Origin of the sequence: Paenibacillus jilunlii (assembly GCF_900102965.1) — a bacterium.
Lineage (GTDB): Bacteria > Bacillota > Bacilli > Paenibacillales > Paenibacillaceae > Paenibacillus_AQ > Paenibacillus_AQ jilunlii.
Window position 1 is genome coordinate 52,487 of the sequence record NZ_FNGM01000025.1, and the last position, 26,349, is coordinate 78,835.

19 protein-coding genes are annotated in these 26,349 nt (G+C 50.5%); 15 read left to right on the forward strand and 4 right to left on the reverse strand.

The window, feature by feature from the left end; translation table 11 throughout:
* Positions 1-527 precede the first annotated feature (527 nt).
* The 4 genes from BLQ82_RS27840 (at position 528) to BLQ82_RS27855 (ending at position 10,135) form a co-directional block, all read left to right on the forward strand.
* Positions 528-1,631: a winged helix DNA-binding domain-containing protein gene (locus tag BLQ82_RS27840; protein ID WP_062521484.1), complete on the forward strand. Its 1,104-nt coding sequence runs from the start codon at positions 528-530 to the stop codon at positions 1,629-1,631.
* A gap of 345 nt (positions 1,632-1,976) precedes the next feature.
* Positions 1,977-3,143: a hypothetical protein gene (locus BLQ82_RS27845; protein WP_062521485.1), complete on the forward strand. Its 1,167-nt coding sequence runs from the start codon at positions 1,977-1,979 to the stop codon at positions 3,141-3,143.
* A gap of 13 nt (positions 3,144-3,156) precedes the next feature.
* Positions 3,157-8,580 carry a diguanylate cyclase gene (locus tag BLQ82_RS27850; RefSeq protein ID WP_062521487.1) on the forward strand — a complete coding sequence of 1,808 codons (5,424 nt, stop codon included), beginning with the start codon at positions 3,157-3,159 and terminating at the stop codon, positions 8,578-8,580.
* 121 nt (positions 8,581-8,701) lie between these two features.
* Positions 8,702-10,135 (forward strand): amino acid permease, encoded by a 1,434-nt coding sequence (locus BLQ82_RS27855; RefSeq protein WP_074648732.1) that lies wholly within the window; start codon positions 8,702-8,704, stop codon positions 10,133-10,135.
* Positions 10,136-10,656: 521 nt separating this feature from the next.
* Here the strand turns inward: BLQ82_RS27855 and BLQ82_RS27860 are convergent.
* Both BLQ82_RS27860 and BLQ82_RS27865 read right to left on the reverse strand, forming a co-directional pair.
* Positions 10,657-11,217, reverse strand: coding sequence for an AAA family ATPase (locus BLQ82_RS27860; protein WP_062521491.1), 561 nt, complete (start codon positions 11,215-11,217; stop codon positions 10,657-10,659).
* Complete coding sequence (locus BLQ82_RS27865) at positions 11,214-11,831, reverse strand: TetR/AcrR family transcriptional regulator (protein ID WP_062521493.1); 618 nt, start codon at positions 11,829-11,831, stop codon at positions 11,214-11,216. Before BLQ82_RS27865 ends, BLQ82_RS27860 begins: the two co-directional genes overlap by 4 nt.
* 239 nt (positions 11,832-12,070) lie before the next feature.
* Here BLQ82_RS27865 and BLQ82_RS27870 point away from each other — a divergent pair, with 239 nt between their 5' ends.
* Positions 12,071-13,183 carry an NADH:flavin oxidoreductase gene (locus BLQ82_RS27870; RefSeq protein ID WP_062521495.1) on the forward strand — a complete coding sequence of 371 codons (1,113 nt, stop codon included), beginning with the start codon at positions 12,071-12,073 and terminating at the stop codon, positions 13,181-13,183.
* 192 nt (positions 13,184-13,375) lie between these two features.
* Here the strand turns inward: BLQ82_RS27870 and BLQ82_RS27875 are convergent, their stop codons facing one another.
* A complete protein-coding gene (locus tag BLQ82_RS27875; RefSeq protein ID WP_062521497.1) occupies positions 13,376-14,068 on the reverse strand; it encodes a hypothetical protein in 693 nt (230 codons plus the stop codon).
* A gap of 158 nt (positions 14,069-14,226) precedes the next feature.
* Here BLQ82_RS27875 and BLQ82_RS27880 point away from each other — a divergent pair, with 158 nt between their 5' ends.
* Both BLQ82_RS27880 and BLQ82_RS27885 read left to right on the forward strand, forming a co-directional pair.
* Positions 14,227-14,943: a response regulator transcription factor gene (locus BLQ82_RS27880; RefSeq protein WP_062521499.1), complete on the forward strand. Its 717-nt coding sequence runs from the start codon at positions 14,227-14,229 to the stop codon at positions 14,941-14,943.
* A complete protein-coding gene (locus BLQ82_RS27885; RefSeq protein WP_244281031.1) occupies positions 14,940-16,304 on the forward strand; it encodes a sensor histidine kinase in 1,365 nt (454 codons plus the stop codon). Before BLQ82_RS27880 ends, BLQ82_RS27885 begins: the two co-directional genes overlap by 4 nt.
* A gap of 52 nt (positions 16,305-16,356) precedes the next feature.
* On the opposite strand, the gene BLQ82_RS27890 is transcribed toward BLQ82_RS27885, so the two are convergent.
* Positions 16,357-17,394, reverse strand: coding sequence for an asparaginase (locus BLQ82_RS27890; protein ID WP_062521500.1), 1,038 nt, complete (start codon positions 17,392-17,394; stop codon positions 16,357-16,359).
* A 216-nt stretch (positions 17,395-17,610) separates the two neighbouring features.
* Between BLQ82_RS27890 and BLQ82_RS27895 the strand changes: the two genes are divergently transcribed.
* The 8 genes from BLQ82_RS27895 (at position 17,611) to BLQ82_RS32220 (ending at position 26,309) form a co-directional block, all read left to right on the forward strand.
* On the forward strand, positions 17,611-18,456 hold the full coding sequence (locus BLQ82_RS27895) for a GNAT family N-acetyltransferase (RefSeq protein ID WP_062521502.1): 846 nt from the start codon (positions 17,611-17,613) through the stop codon (positions 18,454-18,456).
* A 266-nt stretch (positions 18,457-18,722) separates the two neighbouring features.
* Entirely contained in the window at positions 18,723-20,309 is a 1,587-nt protein-coding gene (locus tag BLQ82_RS27900; protein WP_062521504.1) for a methyl-accepting chemotaxis protein, read from the forward strand.
* A 19-nt stretch (positions 20,310-20,328) separates the two neighbouring features.
* Positions 20,329-20,757 carry a chemotaxis protein CheW gene (locus tag BLQ82_RS27905; protein ID WP_244281033.1) on the forward strand — a complete coding sequence of 143 codons (429 nt, stop codon included), beginning with the start codon at positions 20,329-20,331 and terminating at the stop codon, positions 20,755-20,757.
* Positions 20,758-20,772: 15 nt separating this feature from the next.
* Complete coding sequence (locus BLQ82_RS27910) at positions 20,773-22,761, forward strand: chemotaxis protein CheA (protein ID WP_244281035.1); 1,989 nt, start codon at positions 20,773-20,775, stop codon at positions 22,759-22,761.
* Positions 22,762-22,976: 215 nt separating this feature from the next.
* Positions 22,977-23,528, forward strand: coding sequence for a hypothetical protein (locus tag BLQ82_RS27915; RefSeq protein ID WP_062521509.1), 552 nt, complete (start codon positions 22,977-22,979; stop codon positions 23,526-23,528).
* A gap of 191 nt (positions 23,529-23,719) precedes the next feature.
* Positions 23,720-24,325: a hypothetical protein gene (locus BLQ82_RS27920; protein ID WP_062521511.1), complete on the forward strand. Its 606-nt coding sequence runs from the start codon at positions 23,720-23,722 to the stop codon at positions 24,323-24,325.
* 117 nt (positions 24,326-24,442) lie between these two features.
* Entirely contained in the window at positions 24,443-25,366 is a 924-nt protein-coding gene (locus BLQ82_RS27925; protein WP_062521513.1) for a copper amine oxidase N-terminal domain-containing protein, read from the forward strand.
* A 775-nt stretch (positions 25,367-26,141) separates the two neighbouring features.
* A complete protein-coding gene (locus tag BLQ82_RS32220; RefSeq protein ID WP_157243777.1) occupies positions 26,142-26,309 on the forward strand; it encodes a hypothetical protein in 168 nt (55 codons plus the stop codon).
* Positions 26,310-26,349 lie beyond the last annotated feature (40 nt).

A 26,349-nucleotide genomic window follows, 5' to 3' on the forward strand; every position in this document is an offset into this window, starting at 1 on the left:
GGAATGAGAGGTAAAAATACCTTTGATATTGGCGCAGGCGGGCGAACTGGCGGGATGAGAGGTAAAAGTACCTTTGATTTTGGCTCAGGCGGTCCGCATCACCCGGTGGTGGAGCCAAGCGCTTGCTGAGAGTCCGTGCGGACTTAGTTGGACGAAATCTGCTGCATTTTGTGCAGCAGATTCCACTGATTTTTACCTTGAAATCACATCTGCTGCATTTAGTACAGCAGAATTTCCTAAAAAGGTGTTTTGTGCCCGGAATTTTGGAATTCAATTATACGAAATACAACAGAATGAGATTTTACGTTGGAATGGGAGCAATCTATTGCACTAAGTGCAATCACTTCAGGCACCCGCTGCTCTTTGAATTAAACTGTATAACTGTACCCGGCTGTAACTTTATCGGTTTCAGCCGGATTTCCGATGGACAAGCTGCGGATGGTTTCAATATACTGGAGGAAAGTATTGGATAGTACGGAAAGCGGCCATTCCAGCTTAGGCTGTATCCGGTAAAGGGGATTAGAAGGATGAATACTAACATCGCACACCGCAGGCTGGCTAACCAGCTGATCAACAGCCCGATCTCTCTTGAGCCGGAGGAAGTTGTCCGGAGACTGGGTGCGCTTCAGGCGCAGGATTATCTGCAGGCAGTATGGGCGGTCGGCCTGCGCACGCCTTCAGCAACGCTGGCCGGGGTTGAACGGGCGATCGCGGAAGGGAAGATTGTGCTGACCTGGACACTCCGCGGAACGATTCATTGTGTGCCGCCGGAGGATGTGAAATGGCTGCTTCAGCTGAGCGGGCCCCGCCTGCTCAAGCAAGCTGTGCGAAGAATGGAGCAATTGGAGCTGGATGAAGGGGCGTTGGAACGGTCGAGAAAAATCATCTATAACGCACTCAAGAACGGCGGAAGTATACGGCGCCCCGATGTGCTTGCCCTGCTTGAAGGCGAAGGCATCCGCACCGATGGGCAGCGGGGCTATCATATTTTGTGGCACAGCGCGTACAGCGGTCTGATCTGCTTCGGCCCCCGGAGCGGCAAACAGCAGACCTTTGTCCTGCTCGACAAGTGGGTCGAGCATTCCCGGGAGCTGTCCTTCGGGGAATCACTGTCGGAGCTCGCCTTGCGCTATTTCACAGCCCATGGACCGGCGACCGTCAAGGATTTGGCCTGGTGGGCCGGAATCACGCTAACGGAGGCCAGGGCAGGGCTTGAGGCAGTAAAGCCTGAACTCCTATCTGAAATCATTACAGGCACTGAGTATTGGATGCCGGCGGCACCTGCGGCCGGGACACAACTCCCCTCAAAAGAGGTTCATTTGCTGCCGGGTTTTGATGAATATATTCTTGGCTACAATGACCGCAGTGCTGTGCTTGAACCGGAGACGGCACCGCGCATTGTTCCTGGCAATAACGGTGTATTTCTGCCGACGATTGCTGCGGGCGGCGAGATCCTCGGCACCTGGAAACGGACCGTCAAGACAAAGGGCATTGAGCTACAGTTCAGCCCGTTTGAACCGCTGGAATACAAATGGGAAGAGAAGCTTATGCAGGCCGCTGAACGGTATGCCGCCTTTTTAGGACTCCCGGTGTTAAAGACTGAATGTGAAGAAGAGCACACAGCCCGGTGATCCTGTGGTGGAGGTGTAACGATGGGCCGATTTAGTGAAAGCTGCCATCTGCGGTCATCCGGCCGGGACGATGCTGTGAAACTGCTTCGGGCACCCGGAAATACTGCTAATTCTGAAGTGTTTCATGGCGCCAGCCCTGGGTGAATTATCGGACCAAACCCATATATAACCGGCGTTCCGCAGCCATATCCCTGGCATCTGGAGCGTCTTTTGCTTGTTTGCTGCCAGGTCCGCCGGAAAAAGGGTAGAAAGGCAAACTAACCAGGCAGGAATAATCTGGACAGACATCGAATAGTTCCGGTTATCAACAAACTCGACTTTTTCTACATAAGAGGGGTTATGGCCATGCTGAGAAAAAACAAGATCTTGTTCCTGATTGTGACGTTTGCTTTGATTTTTCTGCTCCCCTTGATTGGCAGCTTGTCCAAGTGGAAGGGGCTTCCGCCCGGCTATGGCGATTTTCCCGCACAAAAAGTGGAGGCCGACCCTGGCTTCAGCCTGCTGTACTTTTCCCTGGCTTGTATTGTCGCGCTGGTCATTACGCTGATTCTGGTGTTTCCCCGCTGGTTCGGCTTTAAAAGGATCACCGAGAATGCTGCCCCGAAAGGTGCTGCAACCCCATTCCCGGTCTGGTTCTGGTGGAGCCTGCCTGTGTTTGCTCTGAGCTGGTTCCTGATGTGGGCACGGGTCAAGCTGGTCATTTCCCTCGAATATTACACCTTTGTACCCTTATGGTGGTCATTTATTTTAATTCTGGACGGGCTGGTGTACAAAAGAAATAAAGGTGCGTCCATCATTTCACGCAAGCCTCATGTCATGCAGCTGCTGGCTGTAGTGTCCTGCTTCAGCTGGTTTGCTTTTGAATATCTGAATTTTTTTGTGATCGAGAACTGGTATTACCCGAATGATAAAGTATTCTCGGGCTTTGGCAATGTGTTCTGGTTTTCTCTCTCCTATACAACGGTGCTCCCTGCAATCTTTGAATGGTACCTGCTGCTCAAGACCTTCAGTGCATTCAGGAACCGCTACAAAAATGGCCCGAAATTTAACGTCTCCCGGGCGTTTCTGATCCTTTATTATGTGCTGGGTCTGATTTTGGCCTTTGGTATGGGGTATTATCCTTATGTGCTGTTCTGGGTGCTGTGGGTAGCGCTGGTCCCAATGCTCTCTGCCGCCATGGCGCTTGCCGGTTACTGGACGCCCTTTACTCCGGTCAAGAACGGGGACTGGTCCAGTGTCATTCTGATTGGACTTGCTACGTTGTTTAACGGATTTTTCTGGGAGTTCTGGAACTTCGGAAGCGAGTGGTTCCATGATTCCCTGCCGACCAATCCCAACTACTGGAAATATTCTGTCCCTTATCTGGACAAATTTCATATTTTCTCCGAGATGCCGGTTCTGGGCTATTTCGGGTATCTCTTTTTTGGACTGAACTGCTGGATTATCTGGCTGATTGCCGCCTATATATTTAAATTTAATGCGGATATTGATGTGACGGGAGATCAGAGCTAAAGGTGGAGTGGGTATGGTTGCGTTGGGCCATTATGAGATAGTGGAAACGATTTCCGATCAATATATAAAATCCATTTACAGAAGCATCGACCCCTTAACCGGTGAATCAGTCATCCTGAAGGTTCTTAAGTCAGAGTTTAGCGGAACTGGAGAAGTGATGCGTTTTAAGCAGGAATACAAGCTCCTTATGGAGCTTAGTGCAAATATACCGGGTGTCATCAGACCCTGCAGGCTGGAGGAGCACAACGGATCTTATGTCATGGTGCTGGAGGATATCCGCGGCCGGTCGCTGAAACGGATTATGGCGGAGGAGTCCCCGGATCAGGAGGCGCTGCTGCAGCTTGCGGTGAGAATCGTAGATATTCTTGGGGCGATCCATGAACGGAGCGTCATTCACAAGGATATCAAACCTTCCAATATCATCTGGAACAGGGAAGAAGATCGTGTACAGATCATTGATTTTGATCTTGCCGTGAAGCTGTCCAGGGAAAAACGGGATTACCAGAACAGCGGTGTGCTGGAGGGAAGCCTGCTGTATATTTCACCTGAGCAGACGGGCAGAATGAACCGCAATATCGATTACCGCAGCGATTATTACTCCCTCGGAGTCGTTCTCTATGAGATGATGACGGGAACGAAGCCTTATGATGCCGGTGAGATGCTGGAGCAGATCTACTCCATTATCGCCAAAGAAGCGGTGCCGCCTCACAAGACCAGCGGAGGCAGGGTCTCAAAGAGTCTGTCGGCAGTGATTATGAAGCTGATGGAGAAGTCCTCGGAGGACCGGTACCGCAGCGCATATGGCATTAAGGCCGACCTGATGAAATGTCTGGCTGGCCGGGAGAGCTTTGTGGTTGGTGCAGAAGACCGGATGAATATCTTCCGGATTCCGCAGAAATTATACGGGCGGGAGCAGGAGCTTGGACGTCTCGTGGAAGCTTTCCGCCGGAGTGTCAGGGCCAGCTCGCAGCTGATGCTGGTGACAGGTGAGGCCGGTGTGGGCAAAACCGCATTGGTGCATGAACTGCACCGGCACATCAGCCAGGAGAAGGGGCTGTTTGCGGAGGGGAAGTTTGACCAGTACAACCAAAACATTCCCTATAGCGCAATTATCCAGGCTTTCCGGCGGATGATCAGCCAGTTGATGGATAGTCCGGATGAGGAGTATAAGGTGCATATCCAGCGTTCCTTAACCAAAGCGCTGGACGGAAATGGCAATCTGATTGCCGCTCTGATCCCCGAGCTGGCTGGCTGGATTGGCGTTCAGCCGGAGGTGGAGCCGCTGAATCCGGCCGAAGAGACGAACCGGTTCTATCTTACTTTTGCCAGGTTCATCGAAGGGATCACCCATAAGGAGAGGCCGCTGGTCCTGTTTCTGGATGATGTGCAGTGGGCTGATTATTCCAGTCTGCAGCTTGTCGAGAAGCTGGTGCTTGGCTCTCAGCTGCACAAAGTGCTTATCGTCTGCTCTTACCGCCAGCATGAAATCCATGAGGGCCATCCGCTGTTCGGGGTCATCGCTGCTGTTGAGAAAAATCACGAGGTTGCCAAAATTGTCTTGAATTCTTTGAGCGCAGAAAAAGTAGGCTGCCTTGTAGCTGAAACCCTCTATACTACGCCCCTCCGCGTGCAGGAGCTTACAGAAGTTATTTTTAAGCGGACCAAAGGCAACGCCTTTTTTGTAAATGAAATTATGAAGGATTTGTACAAGAACGGTTATTTGTATTTCGATGAGGTTACAGGAGGCTGGAACTGGCAGCTGCAGCAGATCATCAGCCTGCCGGTTAACGACAGCGTTGTGGATTTCCTGATGCTGAAGCAGCAGGAGCTGCCGGGGAACGTGCGGAGAATTCTGATGCTGTGCGCTGCTGTAGGAAATGTATTTGATTTTGGTCTATTGGCGCTGATTGCTGATGAACCCCTTGCAGTGGTTGCCCAGGCCATTGTAATAGCCGTTGAGGAGGAATTCATTGTACCCGAAGAGCATCGCTATGGCCTGATTTCCGGCTTCCTGGCAGAGCCGGAGGAGGAAGCCCTGCGGAATCTGGAGCTCCGGTTCAAATTTGCCCATGACCGGATTCAGCAGGCCTTCTACCAAATGCTTGACAGCGGTGAAAGCGGCGCTCTGCATCTGGCTATAGGCCGGCTGCTGCTGGAGCGGCTGGCTCCAGGGGAAGCGGACGGTTTTCTTGTCGATATCGCCGCACATCTGAATAAAGGACTGGACAGACTGGTCTCAAAGGAGGATTTCGCTCAAGTCATCGGGGTTAATCTAAGAGCCGCCCGGAAAGCTAAGGCAGCTTTTGGTTATGACTCGGCTTTTAAGCTGCTGGAAGTGAATATCAGCCTCCTTAAGGAGGAAGCCTGGGAAGAGAATGGGCCGCAAACGATGGAGATTTATCAGCTGTATGCGGAATGCGGATACCTGACCCATCAGGTGGAGGCGGCCGATTCGGCGTGTGCGCTGCTGATCCGGCATACGAGCGACCGGCTTGCCCTCGCCCAAATCTACGAAATGCAGGCCAATCACTATATGTACCTGGGAATGATGAAAGAATCTATAGCATCGGGCCGGCTGGGGTTGGCTGTAATGGGTGTTCCCATTCCTGCCCGTGTGGGGATGGCGTCTGTCCTGGGGGAGCTAGTGAAGATCAAAACCGCGCTGCGGGGAAGAACCGCCGAGAACATATTCGAAGCGGGTGAGATGAAAGATCCGGAGATGAAGCTGGTGATGCGGCTGCTGATCAACTTTATTCCGCCGGCCTTTATTTCCGGAGAAACATCCCTGTTCGGGCTGGTTGTTCTGAAGAAGGTGGGGCTGACGCTGAAGTATGGGAATGCTCCGGAGTCAGCGCTTGCGTTTATCGGCTATGCGATGCTGCTGTCCGGTTTTGGAGATTCCAAGGGAGCCTTTGACTATGGGCGTTTGGGGATCCGCATCAATGACAAGTTCAATGATCTGCAGTGGAAAGGGGCAGCGTATGTATTATACACCTTGTTCTGCCACACGTGGACTGAGCCTTGGGACACCCTGCAGGAGTGGTTTACCACCTCTATAGATGCCAGCCTGCGGACTGGAGATCTCCTCTATCTGGCCCATTCCTGCTTCTATGTGAATCTCTGGAATCCGGGGATGGATATTGCGGCGAATCTGCAGGAAAGCTCCAGAATGATCGCCATGATCGAAAATACGAAATACAAAGAGTCCCTGGCGACCGCGCAGCTGTCCCGCCAATATCTGCTGAATCTGGCAGGGGAGCTGGATAACCGCCTTTCCTTTGACAGCGCAGATTTTAGTGAAGCGTCCTATCTGAGGGAGCTGGAAGCCGCCAAATATTATTCAGGAATTGCCATTTATTATATTTATAAAATGAAGCTTCTCTTCACCTATGAGAACTATAGCGAGGCACTGGCCTGTATCGACAAAGCTTACCCGATCATCGGCACGCTTGCCGGTTCTGCTTTTATGGAGGAGTTCGCCCTCTACACCTTCTTGAACCTGGCATATGCCTATAAGGATTTAGGCGCCAGCCGGAAGAGACAGGCCAAGGCCAGAATGCGCAAGGAATACCGCAGGGTCCGTAAATGGGCCAGACACGCCCCGGAAACCTTCCGCCAGCACGAGATGCTGATGAAGGCGGAATGGGCAAGGATCGCTAGCAGGGACGATGAAGCGGGACAGTATTACGATTGTGCCATCGAGGCCAGCGAGCAGGGCAGCTTCGTGCGGTACAAGGCGCTGACCAGTGAGCTGGCCGCCCGGTTTTATTACCAGAAGGACTTCAAGGAATTCGCCGGCTATCTGCTGAGGCAGTCAGAATATTATTATTCGGTCTGGGGGGCGAAGGGGAAAATTGCCTTTATGCACGAGCAGTACCCGGATCTGATCAGAAGGATCAGCACCAAGGAGTTCCTGCATGGCCGGACCGTTACGGATTATACGGAAAGTCTGGACATTAACTCTATGCTGCTGGCCTCGCAGGCCATCTCCAAGGAAATCGGGCTGAGCAATCTGCTGGAGGCCCTGATGGAAATCGTCATCAAAAATGCCGGAGCGCAAAGAGGCTGCATCCTTATGACCTCCAAGACGAATCTGCTTGTGGAAGGCGAATATCGTCCGAAGGAGGACAGAATCACCGTAGCGGTGCACGACCGGACCAGGTACGATCATCTGCCTTATGCTATTCTGAAGCAGGTGGAAGAGAGCCGTGAGAGTGTGATCTACAACGATGCTTTTTCTGAAACTCCATTCGTCAATGAACCTTATATTGTGAAACACCGGCCTAAATCGGTGGTCTGCATGCCTCTGATCAACCAAAGCAAGACCATTGCGGTCATTTATCTGGAAAACAACCTGGTGACGGGCGTGTTCACCAAGGAGCGGATGAAGATTATCAACCTGCTGTCCCGGGAAATGGTCTTTTCACTGGAAAATGCGACGCTGTATTCCGAGCTGGAGCGGTCGGAGGAGAAATACCGCGAGCTGGTCAATAACATGCAGGACGGTATTTTTATAACCCAGGATTTAATCTGCAGATATGTCAATGAGGCTTTGGCGCAGATGCTCGGCTATGAGGCTGAAGAAATGGTGGGGCAGCCTTTTGAGAAATTCGTCAGTCTTGCGGAGCGGGAGAAGGTGACACATTATTATACCCGCCGGGTGGAAGGGAAGCAGGTCCCTTTTGAATATGAAACGAGATTACTCCACAAGGATCAGATCCGTGAGGTGATTGTCATCCATAAGGTCACACGGATCAACTATAATAACCGGCCGGCCATACAGGGCACCGTCAAGGATATCACGGAACGGAAAAAGGCGGAGCAGGAGCTGCTGCGGCATAAAGAGCATCTGGAGGAGCTGGTCGCAGAGCGCACCAGGGAGCTGGAGCTGAACAACGAGGAATTGAATAAGTACATTGAGCTGATCGAACAGATATCCATCACCGATGAGCTGACTGGCCTGTATAACCGCAGATATTTCAACAAGCTGTTCCTGGAGGAAGTGGAGCAGGCTGCAGCGTACAAGCGGCATCTGACCTATCTGATGCTCGATATTGACTATTTCAAAAAATACAATGATACCTATGGCCATTATGAAGGCGATTCGGTATTGCGGCGGGTCGGAACCCTGCTCCAGGAGCTGGCTGCGCGTGCCAATGGGTATGCCTTCCGGCTCGGCGGTGAGGAATTCGGTATCATCGTCAGCGGCCTCACCCCCCGCCAGTCGCGTGAATATGCCGAGAGCATCCGGAGGAGCATTGCCGACCTGCGGATAGAGCATGCGCTTAGCACGGATTATGGAATCATCACGGTATCGATTGGTGTCGCTGCCGTCTATGTGGATAATGTCCGTGAAGAGGATATTTATAAGCTTGGCGATGATGCGCTGTACCAATCCAAAGCTCAAGGCAGGAACTGCGTAACGATGTTTCAATAGCCTGAAGGTGCCAAAACTTCTTATGGACATAACGTCTTCGAGCCGGCAGCTGTAAATTTCCATGGGTAATTTCCCCGCTTATTGCAGATACTCTCCATAAAAAGAGCGGGGAGGCAGCTGTATGGGGAAAGAGGAAAAAGGACTATCGGTGTGGGGGCTGACGATGCTTGCGCTGGGAACGGTGGTTGGCGGCTCATTTTTTCTGGGCTCGTCAGTGGCGATCCGGGCGGCAGGGCCGTCTGTGCTGCTGTCCTATGTCATTGGAGGCATACTCGTATATTTCATCCTGTCCGCACTGTCGGAGATGACGGTGTCGAATCCGGTGTCGGGGTCCTTCCGGACCTATACCGAGCAGGCTTTTGGCCGGGGAGCGGGCTTCACGGTCGGATGGGTCTACTGGACAGGCCTTGTACTTGCAATGTCCAGTGAAGCTACGGCGGTGTCCATCCTGCTGCGCGGCTGGTTTCCCGCTTTGCCGCTTGTGCTGCTTGGATCGGGGATCATCGCGGGGGTGACGCTGCTCAACCTGCTGGGCGCCAAACGGCTGAGCAGGCTGGAGAGCGGACTTGCTGCATTTAAGCTGCTTGCCATTGCCGCTTTTGTGCTGATTGCTGCGGCTCTGATCGCAGGCTTCGGCACGGGAGGCGCTGGCGCGGTAGGCCTTGATGTTGTGCGCGGGCAGAGCTTATTTCCGGGCGGGATTGCCGGAATCGCCGGAAGCATGCTGATGGTCATGTTTACCTACGCAGGCTTCGAGGTGCTTGGACTGGCGGCATCGGAGACAGGGACTCCGGGCGTAACGATCCCGAGGGCGATCCGGTATACCATTATTCTCCTGGTTGGATTATATCTGGCAGCCATCATTGCCCTGTTCCTGCTGCTGCCCCCCGCACAGGTATCCGAGCAGGTTAGTCCATTCGTGACGGCGCTAAGCCTATACGGACTTGGCTGGACCGGGACGGCCATGAATATTGTCCTGGTATCCGCTATCCTGTCCACCATGCTGGCTTCGGTATTCGGCCTGGGCCGGATGCTCCGCTCCTTGGCAGAAGAAGGGCATACTCCCGCTTGGATGCGGGATCATACAGACATTCCCTACCGGGGAATCCTGATCTCCGGCGGCGCGATGCTGGCAGGACTCTGGCTCGGAATGCTGCTGCCGCAGGGCGTATATCTTTTTCTGGTCAGCTCCGGCGGCTTCTCGCTGCTGTTCTCCTATGTCATTATCATGGCCAGCCACTACCGGCTGCGCAAGCGCCATGGCGGTCCGCTGATCAATCAGCATGGGCTGCGCGGGTATCCCTACACCTCATGGATTGCCATATTAAGCCTGGTGGCGATTCTGGCCAGCATGCCGCTGATCCCCGGACAGGGCGGAGGACTCGCTGCGGGGGTGATGTTTGTTGTGTTGTTTGCAGGAATCTATGCGCTCGCAGCCCTACGGAAGGCCAGGGCATCCGGCAGGTATCGGAGACGGCCACTGCAGGTGCCTGCGGCAAGGGTGCAGATGGAGGCCGCAGAAGAGCTGGAAGGGAAGAGGGAGCGGGGGCAGTAGAAGGAGCGCGGACAGTAAAAGGAGTGGGGACAGTAAAAGGAGTGCGGACAGTAGAAAGAGCGGGGACAACAAAAGGAGTGGGACATTAGAAGGTGTGGAAAAAAAGCAAGTAAAGTAAAAAGGTGGGGGGCAGGAGCATGGTCAGCGTAAGAGGTGCGTACAAATGTGCGTGCCTTTTTTATGCTGATTAGGAACTCATGATTTACTGTTACCTGTGATTTGCAGAGGGCCTTGGTGTTCGAAAGGTTGAAGGGGAGGAGACAGGAATCTGCGGGAAAGTGAAGTGGAATTAGTGAGCTTAAATTTGCCTCATAAGCGCTCAACAGAGGAAATAGTGGGAATTAGTAGAGTTATTTTTAGTGAATTCACCGGTTCGGTGAGAAATCGGCCGGATTAGTTGTCCTTTTTCCCACTAAAGCTTGTCGGGAAACGGGATAGGGAGTAATTAAGTTCCCTTTTTCCACTTGGATATGCCACGACGGAGCTGAGGGAGATGGATGGAATGGGGAAGCGCCCCTCCCTCACAACCTTTGAGCAAGATCCACAATTTTTTGCAAAGTAGCCGGAACTTCATTACTATCCCTGATCACAAACAAATAGTCCGCTTCGTCTTCTGCCGGTGCAATAACATCGCCATGATCTGTCTCGGCTTGCTGCCGGAGAAGGACTTCTTCAAAAGTAGAAGCACTCCTGAAAATAGCTGTACTCCGCTGACTGCAGGCTATTCGGGCTTCAAGAACCTGATCGGGAATATCAAAATGAACAAGTATACGCACAAAACCTTTGAGTTGAAAATATTCTAGCAAATCCAAACGGCCTGTGCGGCCGCGATTAGCGTTGCATAAGATGAGATGCAAACCGGTTTCATGGACTGCATAATCAACAATCGTCCGGGAGATGGCGTTTTTAAGCGTATTGGCACCTTGTTTTGGCAGCATGCTCTTATAAAAGGTGTTGATAAATTCAGCATGGGTATCCCGGTCAATTACGACTGAGTTGTACAGTTGCTGCTCTAATTTTTGGGCAAAAGTAGTTTTCCCGCTATGTGTTTTCCCGACAGTAATAATCACTAATCTCTTCATTCGTACCTCTGCATTCCCGCATGATTGCCCAGGGGATACAGGAAGGGGACTCCACCCGAAATCATCGGCACTATTCTTTGGGCCAAGGCTGCCGGGGATTCTTGTCTTCCTTCCAAATTCCAGCGGTAGGTTAAGCCATAAACCGAGCAGCTTATCATGGTTGCTGCCGTTGTTATCTCTTTCAGATCCGCAGTGTCTGCTGCTCTAGAGAGTAGTTGAAGCAGGAGATTCTCCAGCTGGAGCTTAATATTTTCTTCAATCATCAGGGCTACTGAATCGTATTTCTTAACGCAATGGCGGCTTGATTCATGATAATCACACAAGGCAATGATAAGCTTCTGAAGCGACTCCTCTGTCAAAGGTGCCTCTGCATCAATTCTACCAAGCACAAGCCGGCTGAAAGCTTCCAAGAGCATGGCTTCAAGCAGTGCATATTTATCCGGAAAATGCGCATAAAACGTAGCACGGTTAATAGTAGCGCTGCTGGTTATATCACTGATCGTTATGGAGTTGAAGTCCTTGCTGTTTAACTGCCGGATGAAGGCGTCCAGAATTAATTGCCGTGTCCGGATGACGCGCGGATCTTTGGGGTTGGGAGGAAGCACACTGGCCATCTTCTGAACCCTCCTTTCATACTGGAAAATATCCCTCCTTATTATAAACATCTGTGGTTTGGACAACAATTGATTTCTTTGCGTGCGACAGTTTCTTTGAGCTTTTGCTTAAGCGACAAATCCGGCGGATTGTTGGTTGAAGGGCGGTCAGCTGCTTGTTACACTTGCTTTCATATCCCGCCGGGAATCAATTATTGCATTGATGCCTAGGCATACAAAACATTTAGGAGGCGTTGTCCTTGAGCAACCAGCAGCAGCACATTCATTCACTGAAAGCCTTGTTTGAACCGTATAAGGTTCATAGATTGACTATACCTACCCGGATCGTAATGTCGCCGATGGCGCGGGCTTTTTCACCCGGGGGTGTTCCCGGAGAGGATGTCGCCGCGTATTACCGCCGCCGCGCGGAGAATGAGGTGGGGCTTATTATCACGGAAGGCGTGGTTATTGACCACCCGGCCGCCAGCAGTGAACCGAGACTGCCGAGCATCTATGGGGAAGCTGCTATGAACGGCTGGAGAGAAGTTGTCCGGCAGGTGCATGAAGCCGGAGGGACTATTGTTCCGCAGCTTGTGCATATGGGAATGATTCGTCCAATGGGAGCTGAGCCCTTCCCGGAAGCACCTTCTATTGGCCCTTCGGGGCTGGATATGGAAGGAAATCAAGTGAGTGAGCCCATGACAGAAGAAGAAATTGCGGACGTTATTCAGGCTTTTGCCAATGCGGCAGCGAATGCCAAGGAGATTGGTTTTGACGGTGTTGAGCTTCATGGTGCGCACGGTTTTCTGATCGACCAGTTCTTCTGGGAAAAAACCAATCAGCGGACAGACCGCTATGGCGGTGATTTCCTCAAGCGTACCCAATTCGCTGTTCAGGTTGTGCAGGCCGTCCGCGCTGCTGTGGGGCCGGATTATCCGATCTCTATGCGGCTGTCCCAATGGAAAATGGGAGATTACGCTGCGAAGCTGGTGGATACCCCGGAACAGCTGGAGCAATTCCTGAATGTGCTGGTCCAGGCAGGGGTGGATATATTCCATATCTCGGCGCGGCGGTTCTGGGACCCGGAATTCGAAGGTTCAGAGCTTAGCCTGGCCGGATGGGTAAAGAAACTTAGCGGGAAAACAACGATTACAGTTGGCTCCGTCGGGATGGAGGACGACCCGGTAGAAGGTGGAGAGGCGGCCCCGCATGGGCTGGAAGAGCTGCTGAAACGGCTGGAGCGTCAAGAATTTGATCTTATCGCCGTAGGCCGTGCACTCCTCGGCGATCCGGCTTGGGCCAAGAAAATACGCGAAGGACGGATAGACGAGATTAAGGCTTTTACACCGGAAGCAACTGCTGTTTTATTCTAAGTTGTACGCAGATCAGCGTCTGAAATTCGCCGGATTTTGACGCAGCAGATGCGGATGATCCGGCCAGGGAAATAGAGGCGGCCTGGATAGTGGAATGCAGCATAGCAGGGGAAAGGAGAGCAGCAGCTGTTAATAGCACAAAAAGCAGATTAAGGTACCCGGCCTTAATCTGCTTTTGTTTTTTTAAATGGCTTAGCTCTTACTCGTGGGCTCGATACCTTCAAGCTGGCTGACCAGTATTTTGTACTGTTTCAGCAGCTCATTCAGGGATTGCTTAATCGCAGCGGCATCCTTGGACTCAATGGCTTCGGACAGTTCAGTCTGTGCTGTAATGAAGGCAATATCTGCAACGGAAGGTGCTGCGGCCTCAATTATTGTTGCAGTTCCCCTTTCACTTACATCGATGGCAGCAGACACCGCTTTATGCTTACCATTCTCAGTACGCTCTAGGGCAATAGGGGCAGGGATCAGATTATCCGGGTTCACTCCAGGAGTCGCAGCAACTGCCTGACCTATAACAATAGTTTTTGCCTGCGGATTTGACGAAGCATCCCCATCGGGCAGCGGAATCGCATGCACAACCTGCGGGTGATTAGTAACAACCGCGGTAAGCCCGGTAATTTTTTCGTATTTGGCCAGAACATCCTTCCATTCTTGCGCGGTATCCGGTGCATAGGTTGCGACCAGGTCCAGCAGTCCCGGAAATGCAGCTGTGATAAAAATCGAATCGACTGGTTTAACCGCGCTCGCTGTAACAGAGGTTTCCGTGCTCTTTGATCCGTCTGTTGGTGTTCCGTTACCTGCATCTGCGAATACCGGACTGGCTACTGCGGAGAGCAGCAGGGTGGAGAGGGCGATTTTTCTCAGCTTCAAGTTGTAGTTCATGTTCTTAACACTCCTTGTTTGTGGTTTGTCTTACAGGCCTAACTATACCGGGCGGCTGTGGCACAATATTGGTGGCTTTGTGGAAAAAGAATGGCATTCCTCTCCCTGCCCGCAGGGCTTGATATAATGAAGCAGAGAAACCCCTGGAGGTCTATGCGATGAACAACAATGCCGTGATTGCGATTGTGGAGGATGATGAGAATATACGCCATTTAGTCGAGGCATATTTGCACAAGGAGAATTACAGTACTGTGGGCCTGGGAAGTGCTGAAGAGGCGCTAGAGTTCTGGAAAAGCAGCCCGCCGAATATGTGGGTGCTGGATATTATGCTGCCGGGTATGGATGGCTACGAGCTGTGCCGGAGAATTCGGGATGAAGCTGAAGTGCCGATCATCATGATCTCTGCCAAAGATAACGAGGTCGATAAAATCCTCGGCTTCGAGCTGGGCAGCGACGACTATCTGGTGAAGCCTTTCAGTCCCCGGGAGCTGGTGGCCCGCATCAAGCGGCAGCTGGAGCGCTGGGACAAGCTGGGTCAAGACGGAGGACTCGATACAGGCAAACGGGCGGAAGAGATGAAGATCATGCTTGGCAGGCTCCAGATCATGCCGGAGGAGCGGCGTGTGTTCTGGGACAAGACAGAAGTAGAGCTGACGAGCAAGGAGTTCCAGATGCTGAAGGTGTTCGCGGAGCATCCGAACCGGGCGTTTACCCGGGAGGAGCTGCTGTCCTATGTATGGGGGGATGATTATTTCGGCAGCGACCGGGCAGTGGATCATCTCATTAAACGGATGCGCAAAAAGATTGACGGCCTGCCGCTGGAATCCGTCTGGGGACATGGCTACCGCATGCGGGAAGGGCAGGTGCAGGAATGAAAATGAAGCTGGTTCATCAGATCAACTTGGCTTTTGCAGCGTCCATGATCCTTGTTCTTTCCATTACCGCTGTGCTGATTCATTATGTTCTGCTGGATCATTTTATAGGCGTGGAGCGGGAAGGGCTGCGTACGCTGGGCGCATCAATGACAGCCACTTTGGCAACTCAGCCTGATGTTTATTTGGAGACTGCGGTACCTGCTTCAGCTGTTTCTGTTCCCTATCCTGCAGCTTCTACGGACGTGGCGGCGATTGTCAGCGATCAGCAGGGGAATATTGTATCCGGCAGCGTCCCTGCGCTGGCTGCTCCGTCCGGAATCGCAGCTCAAGCGAGGGCTGTCCAGACAACAAACATGCAGAGTATATGGAGCGGCGAGGATTCCCGGTTCCTTGTTCAAGTCAATGCGATTCCGCAAGGCAAGCTGACACTGCTGACGCCTATGAGCAAAATAAAGACGATTGAGCAGGCGCTCCTAAAAAGAATGATTCTCGTATTTGCTGCAGGCGCTGCGTTGATGCTCTTGTTCAGCCTGTTCATTACTCGCAAAATGATTAATCCGCTGATCCGCCTGCGTGAGGAACTCAAAAAAGTTAAAAGCCGCCGTTTCTCCGAGGTCGGACTGATCAAGGCCGGCGGGGAGATCGGAGCCGTTGCAGAAACCGTATATGAAATGGCCGGAGAGCTGAACCGGTTCAACCGGGTGCAGAAGCAGTTTTTTCAGAATGCCTCCCATGAGCTAAAGTCTCCGCTGATGTCCATCTCGGGTTATGCGGAAGGGATTCGGGATGGCGTATTTGAAGGCGAAGCGGTTGTGAAAGGACTGGATATTATCCTCGGTGAGACCAGCCGCCTGCGGAATCTGGTTACAGAGATGACGCTGCTGGCTAAGCTGGATAGTGAAGAGGATATTTACCGGCCCGCAGAGGTCTGTCTGCAGGAGCTGCTGGAGGATGCGGTAGAGCGGATCAACCCTTTGCTGGTTAAAAGGAATCTCGTACTGCGTACTGCATATTCTGGAGGACCTTTGATAGTTGCTGCCGACCGCGACAAGCTGCTGCAGGCCCTTCTGAATGTGCTCAACAATGCTGCACGGTATGCAGGCGGTTCTATTGAAATTCAAGCTGCCAGAACAAGCGGAAGGATTATTCTGCAAGTTGCGGATGATGGTCCAGGGATTCCGGAGGAATTGCTGCCTGCGCTGTTCCACCGTTTTGTCAAAGGCAAGGATGGGGAAGCCGGCCTGGGTCTTGCGATCTCGCGGGCAATTGTGGAGCGCGGAGGCGGAAGGATACAGGCGGACAACCGCAATTCCGGGGGAGCCCTCATCTCACTTGAATTTCCTGCTGCACATTCTGCGTGAATATACAGCAAACCGCCCGTGAGCGTTCACGGGCGGTTTGCTGTTGTAGAGCTTAGTATTCGTTGAACATGGCAGCGATTTCCTCATAACCCGTTGTTTGGGTCAGCGCCAGCGAGAGCAGGATTCGTGCCTTTTGCGGCACCAGGCTGTTGCAGGGAATCGAATTGGCAGACAGGTCGATATAGGAATCCTTCAGCGTAATGCCGCTGGAAATCCGCGAGCAGCGGACAACGGGGATATCGTTATTTTTGAGCTCGCCGACTTTGTCGATCCAGGGCTTGCTGTAGATGCCTCCGCCTGCTCCGGCAATGACAATGCCTTTGGAGAGGGTAGCCAGATAATCCAGAATTCCCGGATCAGCATCGACATGGAAATAGGCCACGGACACCTGCGGCAGCTGTTCCAGGGCAGAAATATCGAACTGGGCGGCGGTGGTATGCTTTTTGAGCGATCTAGTGTAGAAAAAAGCCTCGCTGTCCCGCATATAGCCAAGACATCCAAAATCCCGTTCATCAAAGGCATTAGCCTTAAAGGTGTTGACCTTCTGCACATCCCGGCCGCTGTAGATCCCTTCGGCAAACACAACCATGACTCCTTGGCCGGAAGCTTCCGGGTTGGCCGCCAGAGCTACCGACTGGTACAAATTCAGCGGTCCATCCGGACTGATAGCCGTAGCCGGGCGCATGGAGCCGGTGATGATGACCGGTTTGTCCGTTTTGATCACCAGGTTAAGAAAGTACGACGTTTCGTCCAGAGTATCCGTGCCGTGTGTGATCACAAAACCATGCACATCTTCACGGAGTGCCAGGGTGTTGATCAGGGCCGCCAGGGTGAGCCAGTGTTCACTGGTTATATCGGCGCTGCACAGATTGCTGACCTGTACTCCTGCACAATTGGCTACACGTTCAAGATGGGGGACACTGTCCAGCAAATCCTGTATCGACAGAGCACCAGGCTCGTAATTTAAGGTTTTATGCGCTTCGCCGCTGCCGGCAATGGTACCGCCGGTGGCGAGAATGACCACATTTTTGAGGCTGGGATTATACAAAGGGGAAGCTGTAAAATTCACTTCTGGAGCTGGAATAATCATCGCGTATATCCTTTCAAGTCAGATCTTATTTTCAATAGAACTAAATTCATAGAAATTGCTGAATGTATTATAACATACGATTAACGGTGTAAGGCTGTTTTTTAATCCCATTATTGCTAGATATGAGACGTGTTTCGCCAAACTTTCCAACTCATAGTGCAAATAAGATTATAGTATACTGAGGAAAATTATTGATTTCTTGGAAGGGGCTAAAAGATGATTGAACTGGAGGTTCAAGACTATTACAAAGGGTTGCCCGCGCTGGATGAAGTGAAAATCAACACACTTTTTGCCAGGGCTGTGCTGGAGCAGCATATTCCGGGGAAAGTGTATGCCGACAGCAAAGCTAAGCCGGGTGCGTTCTATGTGGTCCACCCTTATGGAATGTCATTGGTCTATGGAAATGCTGCGGCCCCGGACTTTTATCACTGGTTATCGGATTACATAACGGACAGAGCGGAAAAGCGGGTACAGGCGGAGTGGCTGCAGGGTGATCCGGCCGGAGCATGGAGTGAACGGATCGATGCTATAGCTGCTGTGCATAACAGCGCATTGCCGGTAAGCGGCAGGGGGGCTCAACAGGACGATCAGCGGGCAATACAGAAGAATACCAGAGTGAACTTCCGTTTAGACCATGAAGCCTATTTCGCAGCCCGCGCGCAGTTCTTCAAGCAGGAAGCAGACCTGGTACGAACGGGAAAAGAGCATTTTTTTGCTCAGACCGGTTCAGTGCTTCCGCGTTTTTTTTGGCGGGATGAAGAACATTTTGTGGCTGAAGGCGCCGGCTACAGTATTCTGGAGGATGGCGGAGTTGCTTCTACTGCGTTTTCGTCCTGTATCACGGCGGATCAGCTCGAAATCGGGATAGAGACAGCGGAAGCTTCACGGGGAAAAGGGTATGCATTTACCGTATGCGCCGCGTTGATCGATTATTGCCTCGACCATCGTCTGGAGCCGGTATGGGCCTGCCGCCTGGAGAATCAGGGGTCTTATCATCTGGCACAGAAGCTGGGCTTCAAGCCGTCGCTGACACTGCCTTATTACCGGCTGGTGCATAGGTAAGGAGCTTCTCGAATCGCCTTTAGGATGTTGCAGCATGCTAAAGGGGATTTGTTTGGTTTAATTGTAATCGCTTACAATATACATATGGGATGCACAATAGGTTAAATGGGGGAATTGAATTGATTTTACCATAGTAAAAATTAACTATTAATAGTATCGCGAAAAATGTCGAAAGATAGCTAAGATGTCTTGATGGCACGCTGGGGTAAGCAGGCAGGCATGTCCATCAGCTGGACGAAACGATGTTAACCTTAGGGGGAGTTCAAATGAAATGGTTCGGTAATTTGAAAACAGCAACAAAAATCATTTCCGCGTTTTTGATTGTATCCTTGATTCTTGCGGGACTTGGCGTGTTCTCGATCTTTACGCTGCGCAGTTCGAACGGGAATATGAAAGAGATGTACAACAACAATCTGATTTCAGTCCGGGATTTATCGGCTGCCCAAATCAAGTACCAGGCTATTAGAGTATTCCTGCGGGATATGAGCATTGCCACAGCGGCTGAAGAAATATCCGGATACAAGGAACAGATTGAAAAAGCAATCGGGGAAATTGAGAAGTACATTGACAATTACCGGACGCTTGCTACTACTCCGAAAGAACAGGAACTGTTGGGTAATTTTGATAAAGAGTATGAGGTTTACATGAAAATGTTTAGCCAGGGGCTGATTTTAGCAGAGAAAGACGACCCCACTGAATTTAATAGATTTAGATTGCAGCTGGCGCAGCAAGGAGAAAAAGTCGTTGTCTATATGAATGGTTTAACTGATGAGAATGTGCGGCTCGCAGACGAAACGAACAAACACTCCCAAGACGCGTATTCGTCCGCGCTGATCTTGACCATCTCTGTAGTAATCGGCGCGGTAATTGTCAGTATTCTTATTGGTTATTTTATTGCCAGATCGATCTCAAGACCTCTAATGGTGATGCTGGGATTGGCTTCCGAGGTGGCAAACGGCAATCTGACCCAACAGGCAGAGATCACAACCAAGGATGAAGTGGGACAACTGGCGGGTGCGCTGAACCGGATGGTCAATAATTTGAAGGATCTGATTAATGGCATTGTGATGAATTCGCAGAGTGTTGCCGCTTCTTCCGAGGAAATCTCCGCGAGTACACAAGAAATTGCCAGTACCAGCACAAGCCAATCCGCGGCGTCCGCAAGTATTACCGAATTGTTCAAAGAGCTGTCCCTGGCCATCAACTCAGTAGCAGTAAGTGCGGAGGAAGCAGCCGAGCTGTCCAATGACACGGTAAGAACAGCACGCGAAGGCGGTAATGTGGTGGAAACCTCGCTGCAGGGAATGCAGGCCGTGAATCACCAGATGACACAGCTCGAAGAAGACTCCCGCAAAATCGGCGATATCATTGAGGTTATCGACGATATTGCCGAGCAGACCAATCTTCTGGCACTGAATGCAGCCATTGAAGCTGCCCGTGCCGGGGAGCAGGGCCGAGGCTTCGCGGTTGTTGCCGACGAGGTACGCAAGCTGGCGGAACGAAGCAGTGACGCAACCAAGGAAATCACCAAGATCATTAAAGCCATGCAGGAGAACACCAAACAAAGTGTCCGGGCTGTTGCCGAAAGTGTTGAGCAATCTTCGATGACCAGTCAGGCTTTTGAGCAAATAATCAGCATGGTGAATACGTCTTCACTCAAAGTCAATGAAATTGCTGCGGCCTGCGAAGAGGAATCCGCTCAAGCGGCCGAAGTGATGAATTCGGTTGAATCCATTGCGGCCTCTAGTGAAGAATCAGCCGCCGCATCGGAAGAGACGGCAGCGACCTGCCAGTCCCTGGCCCAGCTTGCCGAGGAGCTTGCCCAGTCCGCAGCCGCGTTCAAAACCCACTAACCTACAGACTGAAGGTGTTATGATGTCAACACTGCAGAAGGAACAATATATAGAGCTTGCCGTAGGCCAGGAAACTTGCGCCATCCGCATTGAGGAAGTGCATGAAATTATCAAAATGCTCAGTATTACGGATATTCCCTTCAGCCGGAATGAAGTGAAGGGGGTCGTCAATCTCCGCGGCAAGGTGGTCTGCGTAATGAGCCTGCGTAATTTGCTGGGCATGTCTGATGAGCCGTATACCCGGGCCACACGGATTGTAGTGGTCCGTTACCGGGATGAATTTGTGGGACTCATTGTAGACAAGGTGAATAAAGTCACCACTTATGGAGAGATCCATCCTCCTTCCACTGGACAAGGCCGGGGCCGGGAAGGGGTATTTCTGGGCATCGGTCAACGCGAGGACCAGCTGATCGGCATTCTGAAGCTTGAGGAAATATTGGGCGGTTAGGAAGGAGAACGATTGATGATGATGGAGCTGTCTGCCTACCGCGATATTTTTATCGAAGAGTTGAACGATCAGCTGGAACGGATGGACCAGTCGCTGCTGGCCTTGGAGCAATCGCCGTCCTCAGAGCTGATCCAGACTATTTTCCGTGCTGCGCATACCATTAAAGGGTCTTCCTCCACCATGGGTTTCAAGGAAATGAGTGACTTGACTCACGAAGTGGAATATATTCTGGAATGGGTACGGGAAAAGAAACCCAAGATCACCTCCATGCTGATTGACACCTTGTTCCGTGCGCTGGATGCGATGAAGCTGCTGCGGACAGAGTATATCAGCGGCAGTGAATATACCAACTGCAGCAGTGTAGTGTCCGAGATCAAGGCACTCCTCGGCAAGCCTGCCGGACCGGAGCGGAACACGCTCCCGGCTCTGAACGCTGCGGAGACGCTTCTGGCGGAGGCGGCTGTGGGCGCAGGAGAGCAGTTGATTGCTGTAAGCATTACGCTGAAAGAAGATTGTCTGATGAAGGCCGCAAGACATTTTATCCTGCTGCAGCGAATCGAGGCTGTGTGTGGAACGGTCATATCTGTCTCTCTTTTCCCGGCGGTAACTCAGGGTGCAGATGAAGATGAACGTTACGGCCAATTTACCGTTGTGGCTGCCGCTACGAAGGAGCTGCAGGTGATTCAGGACCAGCTTGGTGATGATTCTGATATTCAGCGTCTGCACATTGCTCCATATAAGATTAAGTTTTCCAAAGAAGCAGAAAGGATGATTGATACTCCTGAGGTATCCGCCCAGCAGGCGAACCCGAAGGCCGAAGAACGTGGAAAAGGCACCCCAACGGTGAGGGTAAACGTGGAGCGGCTGGATCATCTGATGAATCTAGTGGGTGAGCTGCTGATACAGCAGACCTCCCTGGCCGATCTGAGCACTGCCGGGCAGCGTTCAGATCCGGCCAGAGTCCTTCCGGACATAGGCAGCGTGTCGGATCACATGGGCAGTATTATCAAGGAGCTCCAGGAAGGTGTAATGAAGACGCGAATGCTGCCCATTGATCAGCTGTTCAGCCGTTTCCCCCGGCTTGTCCGGGACCTGGCCCAGAAGCTGGACAAGGACATTGAGCTGCTGATCCAGGGCGGTGAAACCGAACTGGACCGGATGATCATTGAAGAGCTGAGCGATCCCCTGATCCATTTGATCCGCAACAGCGCGGACCACGGGATCGAGAGTCCCGCAGTACGTGTCTCTGGAGGGAAGCCGGCTAAGGGAAGGATTACCCTGACTTCTTTTCATGAAGAGAATCATGTGGTTATCCGCCTGGAAGACGACGGGCAAGGCATCGACGCCGGGAGAATCAAAGCTTCGGCACTCGGTAAAGGAATCATTACCGAAGAACAGGCCGGGTACCTGACCGCTCAGGAGGCGGTCCATCTGATCTTTGAACCCGGTTTCTCGACGGCCTCAGCGGTCAGCGAGGTCTCCGGCCGGGGGGTCGGCATGGATATTGTTCGCAGTCAGATCGGACGGTTGAATGGTATTATCGATATCGGGACAGAGCCGGGCAAGGGGACCGTCTTTACGATCCGGCTCCCGCTCACGCTGGCTATTATCAAGGGACTGCTTGTGAAGGTTGCCGGCCGGGTCCTAATTCTTCCGATGTACAATGTCGCCGAAATTGTGCGCATCGTCCCGGAAGAGATTCAGGTCGTTCAAGGAGAGCAGGCTATAATCAACCACGGGCGGATTGTGCCGCTCTCCTGGCTGAGGGACAAACTGCATTATCCCCGGGGGGAGCGGAACACCAAGACCATTCCGCTGGTCATCGTCAGGTCTGTCGATAAGATCGCCGCTTTTGCCGTGGATGAAATTATCGGCAACCAGGAGGTTGTCATTAAGTCACTTGGAGCTTATCTGGGAACCCTGAACCATCTCTCGGGAGCGACTATTCTTGGGAATGGCCGGGTTGCGCTCATCCTGGATGCCGCTTACCTGGTAAGCCATTAATTCAATAGACCCTTGGAGCTATCAGAAAATAGCCGGAAGGACACAGCGAAATGCTGTGTTATCCTTCCGGCTATTGTTTTTTATGGGGGTGTCATTCGTACATATTCGGCTATCATTTCCGAAATTATACTATTATGATATAAAATGAACTTAAAAACAATTAAATACGGGGTATATTTACCTATGGATTCCAAATTAGCTGTAAGGAGGATAATATGCCTGAAACCAATAGGATTATGAGCAAAAGATGGTTCCGTATCTATGTCATTGTGACAACCTCTGTGATTGCGATACTCCTGGTTCTAATATTTGCCTGGGAACCGGCAGGAAAACACAAAGAGACGGCAGGAGCCGCAGGGAATGTGGCGGAAGAGAAAATATCCGCTGACACCGGATTAACGGAGGTTGCGGGTGAAGCGCTGGAAATGGAGAATGGTTCTGGTCCAGTTCCTCATGACGGTGTTTTGTTTATCCGGGAGACCAGACAACGGGGAGGCGGCGGCTTTACGAATACTTTCAAGACCGTTCCGGATTACGGAAAGGAGTTAGTGATAAATATTACAAATAACGGTAGCCAGGGAACGGTTATTGCAAATGTAACCCGTGGCTCGTACAAATACGGCTTTGTGGATGTGAAGCCTGGTAAGAGCCTGACAAGAACCTTTCGCATGTCTGACGGCAGCGGGGTGACCGGGCACTGGAAAGTATATGTCACCACCGAGGATGGGCATAAGATCGATATCAGTGTCGAAGCGGGCCAGCACTAAGCAAGTCAAGAAGCGGGCAGTTCCTCTACCTTTTAGAGGTGAATCCTGTAAAGTGCCAGCAAAAAAGTAGGTTGTATTATGATTACTAAAATTCCCCTAATAAGTGAGAGGATGATTAGTGGTAACGAAAGTGAGGACACACAATCGTTGCTTTGTCCTTAATCCTCATCTCATATTATGGAGGAATTTATATGTCAACACCCAGACCCGAGACAACACTTCGTGTATTTGCTACAAACGCTAGCTATATTGGCATCAAAGGCAGTATAAAGATTCCAACAACCTTGAATGTTTCAGGAGGTTATGTCGATTGGTATTTTGGACTTGGGAACGCAATCGTAGAGGCTGGCATTTCGTATACAGGTACCAAATTCCGTACTCCCATTAAGATTACATCTCCTGGCGGAGAACCAATAATTGGTACAAGTCAAGATGATATCACTGGTATTACCCCAGGTGCTACCGTTCCTATTCAGTTGTTGCATGACAGAGTGAATCATACTATTTCTGTCTGGATTAATGGTGTAAAGATATGGAATTCCATTTCAATTCTTGATTCACATGGTAATGACGTACTGGGGAGTGCCAGCACTGCTAAAATGGTTTTCGGTCTTGATGACCAAGGGGCTTCCAGCTATAGCCAAGGAAGCTTCACATTGCTTAAACTCCAGAAGACGGATGGTACTTGGATTGATTGGAATAGCAGCGTTCCTTATACTCCATTGCCCAGCGGTTCGGCATCAAGTTTTAATCTGAACTCTTATGTCCCACTGAGTGCGTCCTTAAACGCAAACTAAATAAGTAATAATAACAATACCTGCACAAGAATGTGCAGGTATTGTTATTTAATGAAACTTTTTACCATAAATAAGCGTCTAATAAAAAGTGACATTAAAAACAAGGAGGCTCATTTTATGAATAAAAGACAAATCCTATCAGGAACTCTTGCTGCATTTTTAAGCTTAATGCCTTTAACTGATGTATTTGCTGCGAACACTCCTTCAATTATCGTTAATAGTAAAACTGTAAAAACAGAGGTCATCCCAATACTTAAAAATGGGGTTACATTAGTCCCTGTAAAAACCATAGGCGAACTTCCCAATACAACAATATCCTGGGACAATGCATCAAAGACAGTTACTGTAGTCAATAAGATAACGCTGCAGACGTCAACATTCAAATTAAACAGCAAATATGTCATGATTGGTAATGAGCGCAAAGAAATTCAGGTTCCTGTTTCTATTATTAATGGCAGAGTCCTTGTTCCGCTTCGGGTTATCAGTGAAGCATCTGGAGCTGTTGTCGTCTGGGAACAACAAAAGCAGACTGTGTATATTGCCAAACCAACTAATCAAACAATTCAAGATTTGGAGTCGGGCAACTTGTCCGTTAGAAGGAAAGCTGCAGTTTCTGAGACACCCAAAGTTGATGCCCTTACCTCTCCTTCTGCTGATCGTAAGGTAAATAACAATGACGTTTTTTATTTTCCAAAAGGTGAATCTAATCAATACTTTTATTTATATGGTGATGTAATCGAATATCATCAAATAAAAAACAACATCGATTACAAGACTTGGCAGGCTAAGATTGGTACCTCGAATGATTCTATTCAGCTCATAAATAACAAAGAAGGCTTGGCTTTTAAAGGAAATGTTGGTGTTGTATCGGAAGAGGGGATACGGCCTAAAATTACTGGTGAGTACGTATATTATAACATGGCTATTATGGGCGGGATTGCAAGGTACGGACTAGTCAATTCGGAAGGCAAGGTTACTGAACTGGGGACTAATGATGATATCACTTCAATAGAGGACTTTTTTACAATACCTAATGAATAACACTTTTAGAACTATAAAATGTACGTAACATTAATTGGTAGTGAACAGCGCGCGGTTATATACCGAAGTCTGTTTTTTCATCTTAGGACTAACATAGGCGTACAGGACACTCTCAAAGAGGTATACCCAAAGGATAGCTGCACGTAGTGTAAGGTCTCATTTTCTGACTTGGTACAAGCAAAGAGTTTGAATATCATCTGTAAAAAAGTAGAATTTACAACCTTCACCTGGTTTTATTATGAGTCTGACCTATTTATTTTTCTCTTTATAGAAAGACCTCCAATGATCACTTGCAGATATCAGATAAATAGCCGGAAGGAGACAGTGAAATGCTGTGTTATCCTTCCGGTTATTTTACTGTTTAGGGAATTAGGCAATGCGGAAACAATGCGGATATCTTGGAAGCTTCAGAAGATATAGGCGGTGCAGGAGGATTAGGTTCTACCAGCGGAGTGAAGTTTTGTGAAAAAGTCTTCTTTTCTGGTTGTTTCGGACTCAGAAGCCGTTATTTCGTTTGATATGCCTAAAATGAGGGGAGAAAAAGCCAAACAGCGGAATCTCAGTCCGTTTGTGTTGCGGAATGGAGGAATCCTCCCCATTAAGGGATTTCCTGTCCGCATCAGCCGCGGATCGATCGTAAGCTAGGAGTTGTTAAATTCCCCCAGGGGAAATTCGGTCCGGGATGTGTTGTTCGCATGTATTTTGCTATCACTTCCAAAATCCTTGCGGGGTATATTTCCGATTGGATTCCAAATTAGCTATATGAAGGTTGAAAATGCCTGAAAGCCTGACAAGAACCTCTCGCATGTCTGACGGCAGCGGGGTGACCGGACACTGGAAAGTGTATGTCACCACTGAGGTCGGGCATAAGATCGATATCAGTGTCGAAGCGGGCCAGCCACTAGGCAAGTCAAGAAACAGGCAATCACTGCCCGTTTCTTGACTTTTTAATAGAATAATTCCAACAGAAGTATTACAATTAA

What these genes read in the sequence shown, in the direction of transcription:
- BLQ82_RS27855 (WP_074648732.1), top strand. Translation starts at nt 8,702, where the DNA reads ATGGGGAAAGAGGAAAAAGGACTATCGGTGTGGGGGCTGACGATGCTT.
- BLQ82_RS27900 (WP_062521504.1), top strand. Translation starts at nt 18,723, where the DNA reads ATGAAATGGTTCGGTAATTTGAAAACAGCAACAAAAATCATTTCCGCG.
- BLQ82_RS27890 (WP_062521500.1), bottom strand. Translation starts at nt 17,394, where the DNA reads ATGATTATTCCAGCTCCAGAAGTGAATTTTACAGCTTCCCCTTTGTAT.
- BLQ82_RS27860 (WP_062521491.1), bottom strand. Translation starts at nt 11,217, where the DNA reads ATGAAGAGATTAGTGATTATTACTGTCGGGAAAACACATAGCGGGAAA.
- BLQ82_RS27840 (WP_062521484.1), top strand. Translation starts at nt 528, where the DNA reads ATGAATACTAACATCGCACACCGCAGGCTGGCTAACCAGCTGATCAAC.
- BLQ82_RS27880 (WP_062521499.1), top strand. Translation starts at nt 14,227, where the DNA reads ATGAACAACAATGCCGTGATTGCGATTGTGGAGGATGATGAGAATATA.
- BLQ82_RS27895 (WP_062521502.1), top strand. Translation starts at nt 17,611, where the DNA reads ATGATTGAACTGGAGGTTCAAGACTATTACAAAGGGTTGCCCGCGCTG.
- BLQ82_RS27915 (WP_062521509.1), top strand. Translation starts at nt 22,977, where the DNA reads ATGCCTGAAACCAATAGGATTATGAGCAAAAGATGGTTCCGTATCTAT.
- BLQ82_RS27865 (WP_062521493.1), bottom strand. Translation starts at nt 11,831, where the DNA reads ATGGCCAGTGTGCTTCCTCCCAACCCCAAAGATCCGCGCGTCATCCGG.
- BLQ82_RS27910 (WP_244281035.1), top strand. Translation starts at nt 20,773, where the DNA reads ATGATGATGGAGCTGTCTGCCTACCGCGATATTTTTATCGAAGAGTTG.
- BLQ82_RS27925 (WP_062521513.1), top strand. Translation starts at nt 24,443, where the DNA reads ATGAATAAAAGACAAATCCTATCAGGAACTCTTGCTGCATTTTTAAGC.
- BLQ82_RS27905 (WP_244281033.1), top strand. Translation starts at nt 20,329, where the DNA reads ATGATGTCAACACTGCAGAAGGAACAATATATAGAGCTTGCCGTAGGC.
- BLQ82_RS27875 (WP_062521497.1), bottom strand. Translation starts at nt 14,068, where the DNA reads ATGAACTACAACTTGAAGCTGAGAAAAATCGCCCTCTCCACCCTGCTG.
- BLQ82_RS27850 (WP_062521487.1), top strand. Translation starts at nt 3,157, where the DNA reads ATGGTTGCGTTGGGCCATTATGAGATAGTGGAAACGATTTCCGATCAA.
- BLQ82_RS27885 (WP_244281031.1), top strand. Translation starts at nt 14,940, where the DNA reads ATGAAAATGAAGCTGGTTCATCAGATCAACTTGGCTTTTGCAGCGTCC.
- BLQ82_RS27920 (WP_062521511.1), top strand. Translation starts at nt 23,720, where the DNA reads ATGTCAACACCCAGACCCGAGACAACACTTCGTGTATTTGCTACAAAC.
- BLQ82_RS27845 (WP_062521485.1), top strand. Translation starts at nt 1,977, where the DNA reads ATGCTGAGAAAAAACAAGATCTTGTTCCTGATTGTGACGTTTGCTTTG.
- BLQ82_RS32220 (WP_157243777.1), top strand. Translation starts at nt 26,142, where the DNA reads ATGCCTGAAAGCCTGACAAGAACCTCTCGCATGTCTGACGGCAGCGGG.